We start from the raw sequence: 16495 nt of genomic DNA on the forward strand, positions 1-16495 counted from the left end.
TGAAGGCGAGGATCCAGATGTCGATGCACTACGGACGTTCCCAGCACCCGCAGGCGCCTCCCGGATACGTCCACGACGACATGACGAAGGCCGAGATCAAGGAGCGGGAGGCCACCCTGGTCCCGCTCACCGACTCGGTGCGCAGGCTCGTCGACGCGGTCGTGCGCACCCAGGTCGCGGACTCGGTCCTCGATGACGTACGCGGCCGGGTCGAGGCGCTGACCGACGAGCTGCTCGCCGAGGCGCTTCCTGGCCCGCACGGGGTCCGGTTCGGCTCGGACGGCGGCTTCCGCAACTACGGCAACCCGGTGGTCGGGAAGGGGAACGCCTTCGCCCCGCCGGTGGCCGTCCAGCGCGACGGCGAGGACGTCTGGGCCGACTTCGAGCTCGGGCCCGCGTACGAGGGGCCGCCCGGACTGGTCCACGGTGGTGTCTCGGCGCTGATCCTGGACCAGATGCTCGGCGAGGCGGCCTCGGCGGGCGGTCGCCCCGGGATGACCGGCACCCTCACGATCGTCTACAAGCAGGGGACACCGCTGGGTCCGCTGCGCGGTGAGGCGCGGATCGAGTCGACGCAGGGAGTGAAGGCGATCGTGCGCGGCCGTCTGCTGACCCGGCCGGCCGACGGCTCCGAGCCGGTGGTGTGCGTCGAGGCCGAAGGGATCTTCATCCTGCCCCGCTGGGCAAGGGAGCGGGTGGCCGGGGGAGACCGGGAGCACGTCGGCGACGCCTGAGACTCCCGCTCCCACCTCTAGAACACGTTCTAGTTTCGCGGTAGGGTGCGGGCATGGATACCAGCCGCATCGGTCCCCACAACGGTCATCTGATGGTCTCGGCGCTCGAGCGCCACAAGAACCGTCCGATCATCCATCTCGGCGACGTGAGTCTGACCGGGGCGGAGGTGTCGGCGCGGATCAGCCAGTACGTCCAGGCGTTCGAGGCGCTCGGCGCCGGCACCGGCTCGGCGACCGCGCTGCTCGCGCTCAACCGTCCCGAGGTGCTCTTCATCCTCGGTGCCGGCCAGACCCAGGGCTTCCAGCGCACCTCGCTGCACCCGCTGGGGAGCGCCGAGGACCAGGCGTACGTCATCAACGACGCCGGCATCACCGGCCTGGTGATCGACCCCTACTTCGCCGACCGTGCGGTCGAGCTGCTCGAGCTGTGCCCCGGACTCAAGCAGGTGCTCACCATCGGGCCGGTGCCGCCACAGCTGGCGGAGGTCGGGATCGACCTGGTCGCCACCGCGGCGACCTACGACGTCGAGCCGCTGCGCGCGAGGCTGCTCCCGCCGGACCATGTCACCTCGATCACCTACACCGGTGGGACGACCGGGAAGCCGAAGGGCGTGATCGGGCTGGCCGGGTCGTTCGCGACGATGACCCAGGTGCAGCTCTCGGAGTGGGAGTGGCCCGAGGCGCCGCGGTTCCTGATGTGCACGCCGCTCTCGCACGCCGGCGCCGCCTTCTTCGTGCCCGTCGTGATCAAGGGCGGCACGCTCTTCGTGATGCCGAAGTTCGATCCCGCCGCGGTCCTGGAGGCCATCGAGCGGGAGAGGATCTCCTCGCTGATGGTGGTCCCGACGATGCTCTACGCGCTCCTGGACCACCCCGACTCCCGCACTCGCGACCTGTCCTCGCTCGAGACCATCTACTACGGCGCCTCCGCGATCAACCCGGTGCGCCTGGCCGAGGCGATCGAGCGGTTCGGGCCGATCTTCGCGCAGTACTACGGCCAGTCCGAGGCGCCGATGGCGATCACGTACTTCGCCAAGGGCGACCACGTGAACCCGGACGGTACGCCCGCGTCCCACCGCCTCACCTCGTGCGGCCGTCCCTCGGCGCTGGTGCGCACCGCCCTGATCGGCGCCGACGGCAAGCCGGTCGCCCCGGGCGAGCCTGGCGAGATCTGCGTCGCCGGCCCGCTGCTCTCCGGTGGCTACTGGCAGCTGCCCGAGGTCACCGCCGAGACGTTCCGCGACGGCTGGATGCACACCGGCGACGTCGCCCGGGAGGACGAGGACGGCTTCTGGTACATCGTCGACCGCACCAAGGACATGATCGTCACCGGCGGCTTCAACGTCTTCCCTCGCGAGGTCGAGGACGTCATCGCGACCCACCCCGCGGTCGCCCAGGTCGCCGTGATCGGCGCCCCGCACGAGAAGTTCGGCGAGGCAGTCACCGCCGTGGTGGTCCCTCGCCCCGACGCCGTCCTCTCGGCCGAGGTCGTCGCCGAGATCCAGGCCCTGGTCAAGGAGCGGAAGGGTTCGGTCCAGGCACCTAAGTCGGTCATCGAGGTCGACGAGATCCCGATGACCGCCCTCGGCAAGCCCGACAAGAAGGCCCTGCGGGCGCGGTACGCTGCGTCCTGATGTCAGACGCGACGGCAGCGGGCTACGGGGTCGGCGTCAAGATCCTGCACTGGCTGACCGTCGCCGCCTTCGTCCTGCAGTTCGTCGTCGGCTACACGATGTCGACCGACGTCGAGAACCCGGCGGGGGAGGAGGCGGCAGGCGAGGTCGATTGCGACCCGCCCGGCGAGGACCGCAGCGGTGGCGACACCTCGGACGCCGAGGAGGAGCGGCTGGACCGCCTCGAGGAGGCGTGCGAGGCCGAGCAGGAGCGGGCCGAGGAGCGCAGCGAGGACGCCCTCGGGGTCGCCTGGGACGACCTGTGGAGCGGGCGGCTCGGCGCCGATGGCCTCACCCTCCCCGAGATGCACATCCTGCTCGGCCTGGCCATCGTGGTGCTCGGTGGCCTCCGGCTGCTGTGGCGCCGGATCGCGCCGCTCCCGCCGTGGGACCCGCGGCTCACGGCGGGCGACCGAAGGCTGGCCCACTTCACCGAGCGGGTGCTGCTCTCGCTGATGTTCCTCGTCCCTCTCAGCGGCCTGGCCCTGGTCGCTGTCTCCGAGCATCTGGTCTGGCTGCACGTGGCAGCCCACGTGACGTTCTTCGTGGCCCTGGCGGCACACCTGTTCCTCGTGCTGCGCCGGGGGCTACTTCCTCGCATGCTTCCCGGGGCTGCGACCGGTCGAGCCGTCAGCTAGGTCGGTCGAGGCGTCACCCCCGTCGGTCGACGTGTCACGCGCGTGACGCTTCGACCGACCGCAGTGACGCTTCGACCGACCGTGGTGACGCTTCGGCTACTTGCCCTTGAACTCGGGCTTGCGCTTCTCCAGGAAGGCCTTGGGGCCCTCCTTGGCGTCCTCGGAGGCGAAGACGGCGGCGCCAACCTTGGCGTCGTCGGCCCAGGCCTCCTCCTCGTGCTTGCCCTCGGACTCGCGCATGGTGCGGAGGATTGCCTGGACGGCCAGAGGACCGTTGGCTGCGATCATGTCGGCGAGCTCGTGGGCCTTCTCGAGCGCGGTGCCGTCGGGGACGACGTGGCCGATGAGTCCGAGCTCCTTGGCCTCGGGGGCGAGCAGCGTACGCCCGGTCAGCAGCAGCTCGGCGGCGACGGTGTAGGGGATCTGGCGGGGGAGACGGACCGCGGAGCCGCCCATCGGGTAGAGCGACCAGCGGGCCTCGGCGACGCCGAACTTGGCCGACTCGCCGGCGACCCGGATGTCGGTGCCCTGCAGGATCTCGGTGCCGCCGGCGATGGCGGGGCCCTCGACGGCGGCGATGAGCGGCTTGGTGAGCCGAAAGCCCTTGAGCAGCCCCTTGAGCACCGTCGGGTCGAAGCCCTCCTCGAACGACTCCGAGGGCGGCTTCTCGTCGGCCTTCTTCAGATCCATCCCGGCACAGAAGTAGCCGCCCGCGCCGGTCAGGATGCAGACCCTGATCTCCGGGTCGGAGTTCACCCGGTCCCAGGCGTCCTCCATGATCCGCAGCATCTCGGAGGAGAGGGCGTTGCGGCGCTCGGGACGGTTCATCGTGACGATGAGCTTGTGGCCGTCCTGCTCGACGATCGCGTGCGGCCCGGCGTCGGTCCCAGCAGAAGTTTCTGTGATCGGCATAACACCAGACCCTAGCGGAAAACTGAAACGTGTTCTAGTCTCGCACTCATGGCGCTGAACCTTGCTGACCTCTTCGAACACGCCGTCGACGCCGCGCCCGAGAAGGTGTCGGTCCAAGTCGGCGAACGCACAGTGACTTACGCGGAGCTCGAGCGTGAGTCCAACAAGCTGGCCCACTACCTGGCCGGCCAGGGGATCGGGAAGGGCGATCACGTCGGGCTCTACTCCAAGAACTCCGTGGAGCACGTCATCGCCCTGCTCGCGATCCTCAAGATCCGCGCCGTGGCGATCAACGTGAACTATCGCTACGTCGCCGGCGAGCTGGAGTACCTCTTCGGCAACGCCGACCTCAAGGCCCTGGTCCACGACCGCGTCTACGCGCCGCTGGTCGCCGAGGTCTCCCCGAAGCTGGAGGGGCTGACGACGTTCGTCGCCGTCCCCAACCCGCTCGAGCCCCACGACGACTCCGACCTCAGCCCGTTCGGCGGTGTCACCCTCGAGGAGGCCTTGGCCGGGCAGTCCGACGCACGCGACTTCGGCGAGCGCAGCGCCGACGACATCCACGTCATCTACACCGGTGGCACCACCGGATTCCCGAAGGGCGTGATGTGGCGCCACGAGGACTTCTGGCGCGTGCTCGGCGGTGGTATCGACTTCATGACCGGCGTACCGCTGGAGGAGTACGACCAGTCCAAGCAGGCCGCCGGCGACGGGCTCATCACCCTGCCGCTCAGCCCGCTGATGCACGGCGGTGCCCAGGCGAGCCTGCTCATGCACCTCTTCGCCGGCCAGGTGACGATCCTGGAGCCGAAGTTCGACCCGGTACGCACCTGGGAGATCGTCGACCGCGAGAAGGTCCAGATGATGTTCATGACCGGTGACGCGATGGCGGTGCCGCTCATCGACGCCTACGAGGCCGGTCCCGGAAATGGGCAGAGCTTCGACGGGCAGAGCCTGTTCGCGATCGCCTCCAGTGCCGCGATCTTCTCCAAGTCGGTCAAGGAGCGCTGGATGAAGGCGTTCCCGAACGCCGTCTTCACCGACTCGGTGGGCTCGACCGAGACCGGCTTCCAGGGCACCGGTCTGCAGGACGCCTCCGCGCTCTCCACCGACGGACCTGTGGTCACCGCCGGCCCCCACACCGCGGTGATCGGCGACGACGGACACCCGCTCGACCTGGCCACCGACGTCGGCAAGATCGGCCGCACCGCCCGCAAGGGCCACGTGCCGGTCGGCTACTACAGGGACCCCGAGAAGTCGGCGAAGACCTTCGTCGAGATCGACGGCGAGCGCTACGCGATCCCGGGCGACAACGCCCGGATCGAGGAGGGCGGCCGGCTCACGCTCCTCGGGCGCGGCTCGAACTGCATCAACACCGGAGGCGAGAAGGTCTACCCCGAGGAGGTCGAGGCCGCGATCAAGGCGCACCCCGACGTCTACGACACGCTCGTGGTCGGCATCCCGGACGAGCGCTACGGGCAGGCCGTCGCGGCAGTCGTCGAGCCCCGGCCGGGCGCCACCATCGAGCTCGAGGGGCTGCGTACGTTCCTGCGGGCTCACCTGTCCGGCTACAAGCTGCCGCGTGCCCTGACCATCGTCGACGAGGTGCCCCGCAACGCCACTGGCAAGGCCCAGTACCCCAAGGCCAAGGAGATCGCCCTGGCCACCCAAGCGACCGCAACAGAGCAGGACCCCGAAGGAGCAGAGGCATGATCCGTACGGCACTGTGCGAGGCGTTCGGGATCGACTACCCGATCTTCGCCTTCACCCCCTCCGAGCACGTGGCCGCGGAGGTCTCCAAGGCCGGCGGGCTGGGCGTGCTGGGCTGCGTACGCTTCAACGACGCCGAGGAGCTCGACCGCACGCTGACCTGGATGGACGAGAACACCGACGGGAAGCCGTATGGCGTCGACGTCGTGATGCCGATGAAGGTGCCGACCGAGGGCACCTCGACGGATCTGTCCGCCTACATCCCGGCCGAGCACACCGAGTGGGTCGACAAGACGCTGCTCTCCCTGGGCGTGCCGCCGCTGCCGGAGGGGGAGGGGCGCGAGGGCGTGCTCGGCTGGCTGCACTCGACGGCGCGCTCGCACGTCGACGTCGCGCTGCAGCACCGGCCGGTGCTGATCGCCAACGCGCTCGGCACCCCGCCCAACGACGTGATCGAGAAGGCACACGAGCACGGGGTCAAGGTGGCCGCGCTCGCGGGTGCTCCGAAGCACGCGGTGTCGCACGTCTCGAACGGCGTCGACATCATCGTCGCCCAGGGATACGAGGCCGGCGGGCACACCGGCGAGATCGCCTCGATGGTGCTCCAGCCCGACATCGTCGACGCGGTCGGGCCGGACGTACCGGTGCTGGGTGCGGGTGGGATCGGCTCGGGCCGTCAGATCGCCGCGTCGCTGGCGCTGGGGGCGCAGGGCGTCTGGACCGGCTCCATCTGGCTCGGCACCTCGGAGTACCGCAACCTCAACACCCACGCGGGCTGGGAGAGCGCCTTCACCCGCGCCACCTCCGCCGACACCCGCCGGATGCGGATCTACACCGGCAAGCCCGCGCGGCTGCTGAAGTCGAAGTGGACCGACGCCTGGGAGGCCGAGGGCTCGCCGGCGCCGCTGCCGATGCCGCTGCAGAACCTGCTGGTCTCCGACGCCCACAACCGCATCAACGCCGCCGGGGACCCGGACGTCGTCGCGATGCCGGTCGGGCAGATCGTCGGCCGGATGAACGAGGTACGTCCCGTCGCCGCGGTCATGGCCGACCTCATCGCCGAGTTCGAGGCGACGGTCAAGCGCCTGGACGCTATCGCCGAGGGCTAGGCCGCAGGCCCCCTGAACCACCAGGGCGCCGGCTCGGATCACCGAGCCGGCGCCCTTCTTCATGCCGATTTCCCTATACGCCTTACCTCTGCGCGCTATCGCACACCATGGTCGCCGGCGCCGCTATCGCACCCGACAACCCGCCCAGAGGCGGAAGCGGACTGACAGGATGGATGCGTGACGATCTCGAGCTACGTACGTGACGGACTCACCTTCGACGTGGTCGACTCGGGCCCGGCCGACGGCGATCCGGTCGTGCTCCTGCACGGCTTTCCGGAGCGGGCGAGCTGCTGGCGTGAGGTGTCACCGATCCTGCACGCGGCCGGCTTCCGCACCCTCGCCCCGGACCAGCGCGGCTACTCGCCGGGCGCACGGCCGCGTACCCGCCTCGGCTACGGAGCCGGCCGGCTGGTCGAGGACGTGGTGGCGCTCATCGACGAGGTCGGCCGGCCGGTGCACCTGGCCGGTCATGACTGGGGGAGTGCGGTCGGTTGGGGAGTGGCCGCGAAGCGACCCGACCTGGTCCGGAGCTGGACCGCGATGTCGGTGCCGCACCCGGTCGCGTTCGCCCGGTCGATGAAGGGCCCGCAGCTGCGCAAGTCGGCCTACATGGCGCTCTTCAACATCCCGGTCCTGCCCGAGGTGGTCGCCGGGCGCGGTGGCCGGATGGAGCGGATGATGCGGGGGAGCGGCTGGAACGAGGACGACGTCGAGCGCTTCCGCGAGGAGATCGTCGACTACGGCGCGCTCCCTGGTGGTCTGGGCTGGTATCGAGCCCTTCCCCTGGCCCCGCGCGTCGGCCGGGTCTCGGCCCCGACGACGATGCTCTGGAGCGATGGGGACGTCGCGATCGGCCGGACCGCGCTGGAGGGCAACGACGACTTCGTCACCGGCCCCTACGAGTTCATCGAGCTGACCGCGGTCAGCCACTGGATCCCCACCAAGGCCCCTGAGGCCGCCGCCTCGGCGATCCTCGCCTCCATCGCCAAGGCCTCCTGAGCCCTCAGCCGGCGCTGCCGACGCTCGGCGCGGTCGCCCGCGGCGCGGTGTCACGCGTCGCGATCGCTGCACCGACACCAACGATCCCGGCGCGGATCATGTCTCCGTACGCTCCTGGTGGCAGCGCCGCGGCGCGCTCATCGGCCTTGCCGATGTGCTCGGCGGCCGCGTCGAAGGCGCCCAGGCGGCGCAGGTTGTCGGCGATGTTGAGGTGCAGGCTCGGGTAGAAGCCGGCGACCGCGAGGCCAGCGTGGTGCTCGCCGGCCCGATCGTCGGTCAGTGCGCCTGCTGCGTCGAGGGCGCGTACGTCCCAGACGAGTGCCTCGGCAGGTTCGGGGTGCAGGTCGGCGAGGTAGTGGGCGAGCGTGCACCGGTGAAGGGGATCGCCCAGTACCCCGAGGTCTTCCCAGATGGCGAGCAGCTCCTGCCGTGCTCTGGCGGTCTCGCCTTGGTGGCCGAGGGTCACGGCGGCGGTGATGGCGTCCATCGTGGGATCAACAGCAGGGGTCGCGGTCATGCCTCGATGCTGGGGCTTCGACCGACCTGAAGGTCAAGAGTTGAGTACGCGGGCTCATCACGCCACGCCGTGGTGCCGCGAGACTCGTCGCATGCTCGCTTTCGACCGCCCGGCCAGTGTCCGCTGGCGCATCACGCGCGTGCCTTGGTATCCCATCACTGCGGCCCTTTCATCCGTCGTGGCTCTCCTCGCCATCGGGAAGCTGGCCGCGAACTGGCTGGATGTCTATCTCGTCTTCTTCGGCGAGCAGCCGCAGATCGAGCCCTCGAACATCACCGCCTACCGCGTCTGGGGTGCGATCACGCTCGTCGCTCTCCTGTGCGGCGTCGTCGCCCACATGCTCAACCCCGACCGCCGAATCCTCGGGACCCTCTGGCAGGTTCTGCTGGTCCTGGGCGGCGCCGCGATCCTCGTGATCTGCTACATCCCCGGCGCGGTGGACCTGCCGGCGCCGGAGCGGGAGGACGACGGCTACCGCGCCCCGCCCTGCTACTCCGGCGGCGACAACGACGAGTGTGTCGGTGGCTGAGCCGGCCCTCGGGTCCTCAGGCGTCCGCCGGCGACGAGAGCATCGTGACTTTCCTGGACGCCTGCGGCCGAGAGCCGGCCTCTGAAGCACGCCACAGCGCAGCAGCGAGCCACAAGGCAGCGACGGCGACGAGTACGCCCCAGACGATCCGCGCGGCCTGCGGGAGGAAGAACTGGGGGAGCATGGTGACCAGGAGGACGGCGAGCGGGACGGCACTCCAGCGGGACAGGGAGCCCGAGCGCCAGACCGCGATCGAGGCGAGCACGGCGGCGACCGCGACGAGCAGCAGTCCGATCGCGAAGACGGTCATCGCGGTCGGGTCGAGGCGGAAGTCGTTGCCGACGTCGGTCAGGCTGGCGTCGCCGTCGGCCACGGCACGCTCGCCGATGGCCTTGAGACCGTAGACCTCGGCGCCGTAGTAGGAGATGGTCAGTCCGGAGCCGATGTAGCCGATGACGGCAGCGAGGTGGGCGGTCCTCTCCTGAGGCGTGCCGTCGAGGAAGCCGCGGATCGCGCCATAGCCGAGCGGGATGAGGATGAGGCCGAGGATTGCGCTGATGTGCGCAATGCTCCAGCCGGCGGAGGCCCACGAAGCAGCGCCGTCGAGCGTGGTCTCGTCGGCGCGCGGGGCCGCGATCTCGTAGACGGCGAAGAGGAGACCGGCGATCGCCAGTGCGACGGCGCCCATCCGGGTTCGGTGATCGGGGGAGACATGTGGGGTGGTCACTGGGGGCTCCTTGATGGACGCGAAGAGAGCAGTGCTCTCAATTGAGAGCGATGATTCCATACATCCAACTGTGTCGCACGCGCTTTTCGCCGGCGCTCCGAAGATGCGCATCCCAGGTGGTCCTGGGGAGTCCCTACGTTCGTCGGGTGAAGCGGATGTCGCCGTTGGGGAGGCGTTCGTGGAGGTAGGTGGCGTCGTGGGCGCGGTGGTGGTGATGGGAGCAGAGCAGGGCGGCGTTGTCGAGGTCGGTGGCGCCGCCTTGGGCCCAGGCGATCCAGTGGTGGGCTTCGGCCCAGGTGCCGGGGATGTCGCAGCCCTCGGCTTCGCAGGTCGCTGACCGGAGCAGGAGGGCTCGGCGTTGGGCGGCGGTGAAGAAGCGTTCCTTGCGGCCGAGGTCGAGGACCTCGGAGTCGCTGCCGAGGACGGCGGGGAGGATGCCTGCGGTGCAGGCCAGCCGGCGGGCTTCGGCGGCGGTGATCGGGGTGCCGCCAACGATCTGGGCGATGCCGGCTTCTTGGCGGAGCTGGTCGAGGTCGATGGTGACGATCACGGTGGTGGCGTCCCCGCCGTGGATCGGCAGGCGGGCCGGGTCGAGGGTTTCGAGGAGTTGGCAGAACGCCCGGCCGAGGCGGCGGTCGTAGGGCAGGTACTCGCCGGTCTCGGTGCGGGTCCCGTCATCGCGCCGCGGTGAGGCGAACGCTTCCAGGTTGGTCGCCAGCCGGTCGGCGGCCGCGTCCGGGATGACCGCGGAGATCCGGGTGGTGCCGTCCCCCAGTCGCCGCATGCTCAGGCGGGTCTTGTTGTGGGCGTGGGCTTCCTCGGCCGCGAGCCGCCGGGCTTCTTCGGCTTCGGCGATCTCGGGGGCGATGACATCCAGGATCCGGCGGCCGAGGCGGCGGAGCTGGGTGGGGTCGAACCGAGTCGCGTAGGCAACCAGGGCTTCTTCGGCCTTGATCTTGATCTCGGAGTCGAGATCAGTGGGGAGGTCGTCGAGGGCATTCGCAATGACGTGGGCCTGCGCCGGGTTGCACGCGCCGATGCGCATCGCGGCCGCCACCAGTCCGTAGTTCCGGTCCAGGGCCTGGGCGAGTCGCAGGTCGGCACGGAAAGTCTCGGGGCGCTGGTGGGTGTGGTGATGCAACCACGCCGCCACATCCCGCGCCCCAGACTCGGCGACGACGTCATCGGCGGTGGCGAGCACCCGCAGTTCGAGCTCGGCCAACTGCGCCTTGGCCCGCGCGATCTCGAGCAGCGTGGCAGCCTTCTGATCGGTGGCCATGAACACCGGATTCGCCTCAGCAACCGCCTCCAGGGAAGTGGTGACCGCGACCACCGCCCCCAGCACAGGGTGTTGGGGTTGTTGCAGCATGGTCATCGAACAGGTCACCTCCCGACGTACGAACTCAAGGGTTTCTGCCCGCGCAGAATCCCGGTTGGTTCGCTGGTCTCGGAGGCCCGGCAGTACGGGCTATTACTTACCCTCGCAGCTCAGCGTGCACGCCCCTGGTTCCCCTGGATTACCCCACACCCGTTGTTTCTCGGATGGATGGGGCACGCCTCTTTCGAGGTGGTCGGCCTTCACGTTTACGCCTGCGCCGAGCCTACCACACCAAGCAAAACTAGTGAACCCAATCAGGGACAGGTATCCCCAACCAAAGCCCAGACCGCTGCTGGAAGTCCGCAAGACAGGTAAATGGCACCCAACCCAGACACCCTGGTTCGAAATCTCCCAACCCAGACAACGTATTGGCCCCACCCGCGCTGGAAGTCATCCCGAGACCAACGGACACACGCCCACATCCCCGCCCGAACGCGGCGAGCGAGCGACCGACCGGCACTGGCCCAACGCGCTATCGCACACCAGTGTTGTCCGGCGCGATACAGCACAAAACAACGCCACAAAGAAGGGGCCCCGGCAGCCACCAGGGCCCCTCAGAAGAAAGCGGATCAGGACGCGGCCAGCGACCGCCCGATCCGCAGCGCCTGCTCCGTGGCTCCGCCGAAGACGAACTCGAACCGCTTGGCGGTCGTGAAGTAGCGATGGGCGACGCCGTCGAGGTCGATGCCGACACCGCCGTGGATGTGGACGGTGGTGTGGGCGAGGCGGTGGGCGGCGTCGGCGGCCCAGAGCTTGGCGACTGCGACCTGGTCGTCGGCGGGGAGTCCCGAGGAGACCCGCCAGACGGCCTGCCAGAGGGTGAGCCTCTGGGCGAGTACGTCGATGAACCCGTCGGCCAGCCGCTGTGAGACGGCCTGGAAGGTGCCGATGGCGCGGCCGAACTGCTCGCGGGTCTTGGCGTAGGACGAGGTGAGCTCGAGGGCTCCTTCGGTGATGCCCAACAGCTCGGCGGCCGCAGCCACCGTCAAGAGCGAGCCGAGACGGTCGGCGGCTGCGGAGTCCCCGACCCGACGAGCGGGCGCCGAGGTGAACGAGACCAGCGCGGTGATGTCGCCGTCGCTGGTGTGCTGGGCATGGCGGTCCACGCCCTCGGCCGAGGCCTCGACCAGGAAGACGCCGACGGTGCCGTCCGGTGCCGACGCGGTCACCAGGAAGGCGTCGGCGATCATCCCGGCTCTGACCAGCGTCTTCACGCCGGTGACCGTCTCGCCCGTGGCGACGACGGTGGGGGAGTCGGGCAGGTGGGAGTGGTCCTCGGCGACCGCGGCCGTCAGGACCCGGGAGCCGTCGGCGACGCCGGCCAGGGCGTCCGCTGCGGTCTCCGAGAGGAAGAGGCCACACGGCCCGTGCACGGCGAGCGGCACCGGAGCGACCCGGCGTCCGGCCTCGACGAGCACCCGGCACAGCTCGACGAGCCCGAGCCCGGCACCGTCCTGGGCCTCGGGCAGATGCAGCCCGAGCAGCCCGGCCTCGCCGAGAGCGGACCAGAGGGCGGCGTCGAAGCGGCCGCGGTCGCCGGCGTCCGCCTCGACCGTACGCAGTCTGTCGACGCCGGTCGCGTCGCCGATGATCTTGGCCGCGAGCTCGGCGGCGTCGTCGGATTCGGTGGTGAAGGAGAAGTCCATGGTGTTCTCGCAATCGACTGTATTGGTCTCGACACGCTCGCTAGCGCTCGCGGCTCGACCGACGAGTGGATGGGTCAGCGCTTGGCGGCAGGCAGGCCGAGGCCCACGTACCCGATGATGTCTCGCTGGATCTCGTTCGTGCCGCCGCCGAAGGTCATCACCAGCGAGGAGCGGTGGAACCGCTCCAGGCGGCCGGCGAGCACGGCGCCGGGGGAGTCGGCGGTGATGCCCGCGTGCGGGCCGACGATCTCCATGAGCGTCCGGTAGACCTCGGTGGCAAGCTCCGAGCCGTAGACCTTGGTTGCCGACGCCTCGGCCGGCGAGAGCGCGACCCCGTGGTCGGCGTCGGAGGCGAGCTTCCAGTTGATCAGCGAGAGCGCCTCGATGCGCGCGTGCGCTCGCCCCAGGGCCAGCTGGACCCACTCGGCGTCGATGACCCGGCTGCCGTCAGGTGCGACCGTGGTCCGCGCCCACTCCTTCACCAGCCCGAGCGAGTGGACCAGTGGCGCCGCGGAGGTGAGTGCGACCCGCTCGTGGTTGAGCTGGTTGGTCATCAGCGCCCAGCCGCCGCCCCGCGAGGAGACGAGGTTCGACGCAGGTACGCGCACGTCGGAGTAGTAGGTCGCCGAGGTGCCCACCCCGGCCACGGTCTGGATCGGCGTATAGGAGAAACCCGAGGACGACGTCGGCACCAGGATCATCGACAGCCCCTTGTGGCGCGACGCCTCCGGCTCCGTCCGGCAGGCGAGCCAGATCCAGTCCGCATACTGGATCAGCGAGGTCCACATCTTCTGGCCGTTGATGACCCACTCGCCGGTGCCCTCGTCGAGCACCGCCTTCGTCTGCAGTGAGGCGAGGTCCGTCCCCGATCCCGGCTCGGAGTAGCCGATCGAGAAGTGCAGCTCCCCGGCCAGGATCTTCGGCAGGAAGTACGCCTTCTGCTCCTCGGTCCCGAACCGCATGATCGTCGGACCGACCGTGTTGAGCGTGAGATAGGGGATCGGCACCCCGGCCACCGCGGCGGCGTCGGTGAAGATCAGCTGCTCCACCATGGAGCGGTCCTGGCCGCCGTACTCCTTCGGCCAGCCGATCCCGAGCCAGCCGTCCGCACCGATCTGCCGGATGGTCGAGAGGTAGACCTCCTTGTCGGCCTCGTCTCCGAACTCGCCCGATGCCCGCGCGAGCGCAGCACGGCGCTCAGGCGTGACCAACTGGGCGAAGTAGGAGTTGAGCTCTGAGCGAAGTTGCTCCTGGGCGGGTGTCAAGGCCACATGCATGTGATAAAACTAGAACAGGTTCTACGTTTTGAACAGACTCAGACCAGCGGAAGGTACGACGATGGCCGACCCCACCACCCAGACCCGCACGCTCGACCACGGCTCCCAGCCGGAGCGCTTCGCGCGCGGTTGGCACTGCCTGGGCCTGGCCAGCGACTTCAGGGACGGCAAGCCCCACGCCGTCGAGGCGTTCGGCGGCAAGCTGGTCGTCTGGGAGAACTCCAAGGGCGAGCTGGGCGTGCTCGACGGCTACTGCCGCCACATGGGCGGCGATCTGACCCAGGGCACCGTGAAGGGCGACGAGGTCGGCTGCCCGTTCCACGACTGGCGCTGGGGTGCCGACGGCCGCTGCAAGCAGATCCCCTACGCCCGCCGCGTCCCGCTGCGCGCCCGCACCAAGGCGTACGAGACCGTCATCCGCAACGACTCGCTGCTGATCTGGCACGACCCCGAGGGCTCGAAGGCCGACCACGACATCCTGCCGCCGGAGCTGCCCGACGTCAGCAACCGCGAGGTCTACACCGACTGGATCTGGAACACGGTCCCGATCAAGGGCAGCCACTGCCGTGAGCTGATCGACAATGTGGTCGACATGGCGCACTTCTACTACGTGCACTTCGCGTTCCCGACCGACTTCCGCAACGTGTTCGAGGACCACACCGCGACGCAGTACATGGCGTCCAAGGGGCGTCCCGACGTCGCCGGCGGCTACGGCGATGCCGACATGTTCCTGAAGTCCGAGGCGACCTACTACGGCCCGGCGTACATGATCAACTGGCTCGAGGTCGACTACAAGGGCTTCGTGACCGAGGTGATCCTGATCAACTGCCACATCCCGACCGGCCCGGACTCGTTCCTGCTGCAGTACGGCATCACCGTCAAGAAGCCCGAGGGCCTCGACGACAAGACCGCCAACTTCATCGGCAAGAAGTACGCCGACATGTTCGGTGACGGGTTCCTCCAGGACGTGGCGATCTGGGAGAACAAGGCTCCCGTGCAGAACCCGTTGCTCTGCGAAGAGGATGGCCCGGTCTACCAGCTGCGTCGCTGGTACGAGCAGTTCTACGTCGACGTCGCCGACATCGAGCCGGAGATGCGTGCCCGCTTCGAGTTCGAGGTCGACACCACCAAGGCCAACGAGTTCTGGCACGAGGAGGTCGCTGAGAACCTGCGCCGGATCGAGGCGGAAAAGGCCGAGAGTCCTGAGTCGAGCGACGCAGGGGTCAGTTGATGGCCTCGTTCGTCCCGACATCGCAGGACACCATCGAGGACCAGCGGCTCTACACCCAGGCCCGCCTGGTCGAGGTGGAGTGCCTCGACTGCCTCGCCTGCGTCGGGGTGAAGAAGAACAGCGAGCACCAGACCTCCGTCCAGTGGACGGCCGAGGCGCAGGCCCAGTGTCCGGATCTCGTACGCCGCAAGGCCGCCGCCAACGGCGAGCGGCTCGTCCACGCCCGCTGCCCTCGTCTGGCAGCCTCCATCGAAGCAGCCGTCGCCGACGGCCGGATCCAGATCGGAGCCGAAGATGGCTACTGACTCTTTCCTGCTGCCCGTCAGCGACATCGTCAAGGAGACTTCCGAGGCGCACTCGATCGTCTTCGAGCTGCCCGACGACGTACGGCACGCCTTCCAGCCGAAGCCGGGCCAGTTCCTGACCGTCGCGGTGCCGAGCGACCGCGACGGGCTCGCGGCCCGGTGCTACTCGCTCTCCAGTGCGCCGGGTGATCCGCTCACGGTGACCGTGAAGCGCACTGTGGACGGCTACGCGTCGAACTGGATCTGCGACAACCTCCAGCCCGGTGACACCTTGCGTGTCCTTCCACCGAGCGGAATCTTTACACCAGCCAACATCGACGCCGACTTCCTGCTCTTCGCCGGCGGTTCGGGCGTCACCCCGATCATCTCGATCGCGCGCACGGCCCTCCGCGAGGGCACGGGTCGGATCGTGGTCTTCTACGCCAACCGTGACGAGCGCTCGGTGATCTTCGCCGAGGAGTGGGCGCGGCTCGCCGCCGAGCATCCGGACCGGCTCCAGGTCGTCCACTGGCTCGAGTCGGTCCAGGGGCTGCCCACCGGGGAGCAGCTCAAGGCGTTCGCGGCCGACCGGCTGACGTACGACGCCTTCGTCTGTGGGCCGGCGCCGTTCATGAAGGCGACTATCGCCGCGCTCAAGGAGCTGGAGTTCCCGCGGGCGCGGCGGCATCAGGAGAAGTTCGCCTCCCTGGGCGGCAACCCGTTCGGCGACGTCGCCCCGGTCGAGGATGCCGAGGCGGAGGTTGTCGAGCCCGCCGAGGCCGCGGACGGGGTCACCAAGCAGCCCGTGACGCTGGAGATCGAGCTCGATGGCACCACGACGACGTACGACGACTGGGACCCGGGCACCCCGATGCTCGAATTCCTCGAGGCGAAGGGCGTCCAGGCGCCCTACTCATGTCGCGAGGGTGAGTGCTCGGCGTGTGCGTTCCGGCTGCTCGAGGGTGAGGTGAAGATGGTGCGCAACGACGTGCTCGAGCAGGAGGATCTCGACGACGGGATCCGGCTGGGTTGCCAGTCGCTGCCGACCACCGACACCGTCCGCGGCACGTACTCCTGAGGGACTCGCGAGAGATACAGATCACCAACCGGTTGCCGGGTCCCGGTATCCGG

General features: G+C 69.2%; 16 protein-coding genes. 10 read left to right on the forward strand and 6 right to left on the reverse strand.

Annotation, left to right across the window (positions count from 1 at the left end):
• Positions 1-17: 17 nt before the first annotated feature.
• Genes BLT25_RS02835 through BLT25_RS02845 form a run of 3 tightly spaced genes read left to right on the forward strand, consistent with a single transcriptional unit; the run spans position 18 to position 3045 of the window.
• The gene (locus tag BLT25_RS02835; RefSeq protein ID WP_091041649.1) at positions 18-734 is read left to right on the forward strand and encodes a PaaI family thioesterase; all 717 of its coding nucleotides are present in this window, start codon (positions 18-20) and stop codon (positions 732-734) included.
• Positions 735-787: 53 nt separating this feature from the next.
• Positions 788-2368, forward strand: coding sequence for a fatty-acid--CoA ligase FadD8 (fadD8, locus tag BLT25_RS02840; protein WP_091041651.1), 1581 nt, complete (start codon positions 788-790; stop codon positions 2366-2368).
• Complete coding sequence (locus tag BLT25_RS02845; protein WP_091041654.1) at positions 2368-3045, forward strand: cytochrome b; 678 nt, start codon at positions 2368-2370, stop codon at positions 3043-3045. Before fadD8 ends, BLT25_RS02845 begins: the two co-directional genes overlap by 1 nt.
• A gap of 96 nt (positions 3046-3141) precedes the next feature.
• Here BLT25_RS02845 and BLT25_RS02850 read toward each other — a convergent pair whose 3' ends face one another.
• The gene (locus tag BLT25_RS02850; RefSeq protein WP_091041656.1) at positions 3142-3957 is read right to left on the reverse strand and encodes a crotonase/enoyl-CoA hydratase family protein; all 816 of its coding nucleotides are present in this window, start codon (positions 3955-3957) and stop codon (positions 3142-3144) included.
• 48 nt (positions 3958-4005) lie between these two features.
• Here BLT25_RS02850 and BLT25_RS02855 point away from each other — a divergent pair, with 48 nt between their 5' ends.
• From BLT25_RS02855 to BLT25_RS02865, 3 genes are all read left to right on the forward strand, one after another.
• On the forward strand, positions 4006-5670 hold the full coding sequence (locus BLT25_RS02855) for an acyl-CoA synthetase (protein WP_091041659.1): 1665 nt from the start codon (positions 4006-4008) through the stop codon (positions 5668-5670).
• Positions 5667-6776 carry an NAD(P)H-dependent flavin oxidoreductase gene (locus BLT25_RS02860; RefSeq protein ID WP_218131216.1) on the forward strand — a complete coding sequence of 370 codons (1110 nt, stop codon included), beginning with the start codon at positions 5667-5669 and terminating at the stop codon, positions 6774-6776. Before BLT25_RS02855 ends, BLT25_RS02860 begins: the two co-directional genes overlap by 4 nt.
• A gap of 177 nt (positions 6777-6953) precedes the next feature.
• The gene (locus BLT25_RS02865) at positions 6954-7775 is read left to right on the forward strand and encodes an alpha/beta fold hydrolase (RefSeq protein WP_091041662.1); all 822 of its coding nucleotides are present in this window, start codon (positions 6954-6956) and stop codon (positions 7773-7775) included.
• A gap of 4 nt (positions 7776-7779) precedes the next feature.
• Here BLT25_RS02865 and BLT25_RS02870 read toward each other — a convergent pair whose 3' ends face one another.
• Entirely contained in the window at positions 7780-8292 is a 513-nt protein-coding gene (locus BLT25_RS02870; protein WP_091041664.1) for a hypothetical protein, read from the reverse strand.
• Positions 8293-8470: 178 nt separating this feature from the next.
• On the opposite strand from BLT25_RS02870, the gene BLT25_RS02875 reads away from it, so the two are divergent.
• Positions 8471-8821 (forward strand): hypothetical protein, encoded by a 351-nt coding sequence (locus BLT25_RS02875; protein WP_091041666.1) that lies wholly within the window; start codon positions 8471-8473, stop codon positions 8819-8821.
• Between the two features lie 16 nt (positions 8822-8837).
• On the opposite strand, the gene BLT25_RS02880 is transcribed toward BLT25_RS02875, so the two are convergent.
• From BLT25_RS02880 to BLT25_RS02895, 4 genes are all read right to left on the reverse strand, one after another.
• Complete coding sequence (locus tag BLT25_RS02880) at positions 8838-9548, reverse strand: hypothetical protein (protein ID WP_143033617.1); 711 nt, start codon at positions 9546-9548, stop codon at positions 8838-8840.
• Between the two features lie 133 nt (positions 9549-9681).
• Positions 9682-10923 carry an HNH endonuclease signature motif containing protein gene (locus BLT25_RS02885; protein ID WP_256328418.1) on the reverse strand — a complete coding sequence of 414 codons (1242 nt, stop codon included), beginning with the start codon at positions 10921-10923 and terminating at the stop codon, positions 9682-9684.
• Positions 10924-11495: 572 nt separating this feature from the next.
• Positions 11496-12572, reverse strand: coding sequence for an acyl-CoA dehydrogenase family protein (locus BLT25_RS02890; protein ID WP_091041671.1), 1077 nt, complete (start codon positions 12570-12572; stop codon positions 11496-11498).
• A gap of 74 nt (positions 12573-12646) precedes the next feature.
• Complete coding sequence (locus BLT25_RS02895; protein ID WP_091041674.1) at positions 12647-13849, reverse strand: acyl-CoA dehydrogenase family protein; 1203 nt, start codon at positions 13847-13849, stop codon at positions 12647-12649.
• A 61-nt stretch (positions 13850-13910) separates the two neighbouring features.
• On the opposite strand from BLT25_RS02895, the gene BLT25_RS02900 reads away from it, so the two are divergent.
• The 3 genes from BLT25_RS02900 to BLT25_RS02910 are packed head-to-tail and all read left to right on the forward strand — an operon-like array spanning position 13911 to position 16442.
• The gene (locus BLT25_RS02900; RefSeq protein ID WP_091041677.1) at positions 13911-15080 is read left to right on the forward strand and encodes a 3-ketosteroid-9-alpha-monooxygenase, oxygenase component; all 1170 of its coding nucleotides are present in this window, start codon (positions 13911-13913) and stop codon (positions 15078-15080) included.
• Positions 15080-15385, forward strand: coding sequence for a hypothetical protein (locus tag BLT25_RS02905; RefSeq protein WP_091041679.1), 306 nt, complete (start codon positions 15080-15082; stop codon positions 15383-15385). The genes BLT25_RS02900 and BLT25_RS02905 overlap by 1 nt, the downstream gene beginning before the upstream one ends.
• Positions 15375-16442, forward strand: coding sequence for a ferredoxin--NADP reductase (locus BLT25_RS02910; RefSeq protein WP_091041682.1), 1068 nt, complete (start codon positions 15375-15377; stop codon positions 16440-16442). The genes BLT25_RS02905 and BLT25_RS02910 overlap by 11 nt, the downstream gene beginning before the upstream one ends.
• Positions 16443-16495 lie beyond the last annotated feature (53 nt).

Origin of the sequence: Nocardioides sp. YR527 (assembly GCF_900101045.1) — a bacterium.
Taxonomy (GTDB): domain Bacteria; phylum Actinomycetota; class Actinomycetes; order Propionibacteriales; family Nocardioidaceae; genus Nocardioides.

What these genes read in the sequence shown, in the direction of transcription:
- BLT25_RS02835 (WP_091041649.1), top strand. Translation starts at nt 18, where the DNA reads ATGTCGATGCACTACGGACGTTCCCAGCACCCGCAGGCGCCTCCCGGA.
- fadD8 (WP_091041651.1), top strand. Translation starts at nt 788, where the DNA reads ATGGATACCAGCCGCATCGGTCCCCACAACGGTCATCTGATGGTCTCG.
- BLT25_RS02845 (WP_091041654.1), top strand. Translation starts at nt 2,368, where the DNA reads ATGTCAGACGCGACGGCAGCGGGCTACGGGGTCGGCGTCAAGATCCTG.
- BLT25_RS02850 (WP_091041656.1), bottom strand. Translation starts at nt 3,957, where the DNA reads ATGCCGATCACAGAAACTTCTGCTGGGACCGACGCCGGGCCGCACGCG.
- BLT25_RS02855 (WP_091041659.1), top strand. Translation starts at nt 4,006, where the DNA reads ATGGCGCTGAACCTTGCTGACCTCTTCGAACACGCCGTCGACGCCGCG.
- BLT25_RS02860 (WP_218131216.1), top strand. Translation starts at nt 5,667, where the DNA reads ATGATCCGTACGGCACTGTGCGAGGCGTTCGGGATCGACTACCCGATC.
- BLT25_RS02870 (WP_091041664.1), bottom strand. Translation starts at nt 8,292, where the DNA reads ATGACCGCGACCCCTGCTGTTGATCCCACGATGGACGCCATCACCGCC.
- BLT25_RS02885 (WP_256328418.1), bottom strand. Translation starts at nt 10,923, where the DNA reads ATGACCATGCTGCAACAACCCCAACACCCTGTGCTGGGGGCGGTGGTC.
- BLT25_RS02890 (WP_091041671.1), bottom strand. Translation starts at nt 12,572, where the DNA reads ATGGACTTCTCCTTCACCACCGAATCCGACGACGCCGCCGAGCTCGCG.
- BLT25_RS02895 (WP_091041674.1), bottom strand. Translation starts at nt 13,849, where the DNA reads ATGCATGTGGCCTTGACACCCGCCCAGGAGCAACTTCGCTCAGAGCTC.
- BLT25_RS02900 (WP_091041677.1), top strand. Translation starts at nt 13,911, where the DNA reads ATGGCCGACCCCACCACCCAGACCCGCACGCTCGACCACGGCTCCCAG.
- BLT25_RS02905 (WP_091041679.1), top strand. Translation starts at nt 15,080, where the DNA reads ATGGCCTCGTTCGTCCCGACATCGCAGGACACCATCGAGGACCAGCGG.
- BLT25_RS02910 (WP_091041682.1), top strand. Translation starts at nt 15,375, where the DNA reads ATGGCTACTGACTCTTTCCTGCTGCCCGTCAGCGACATCGTCAAGGAG.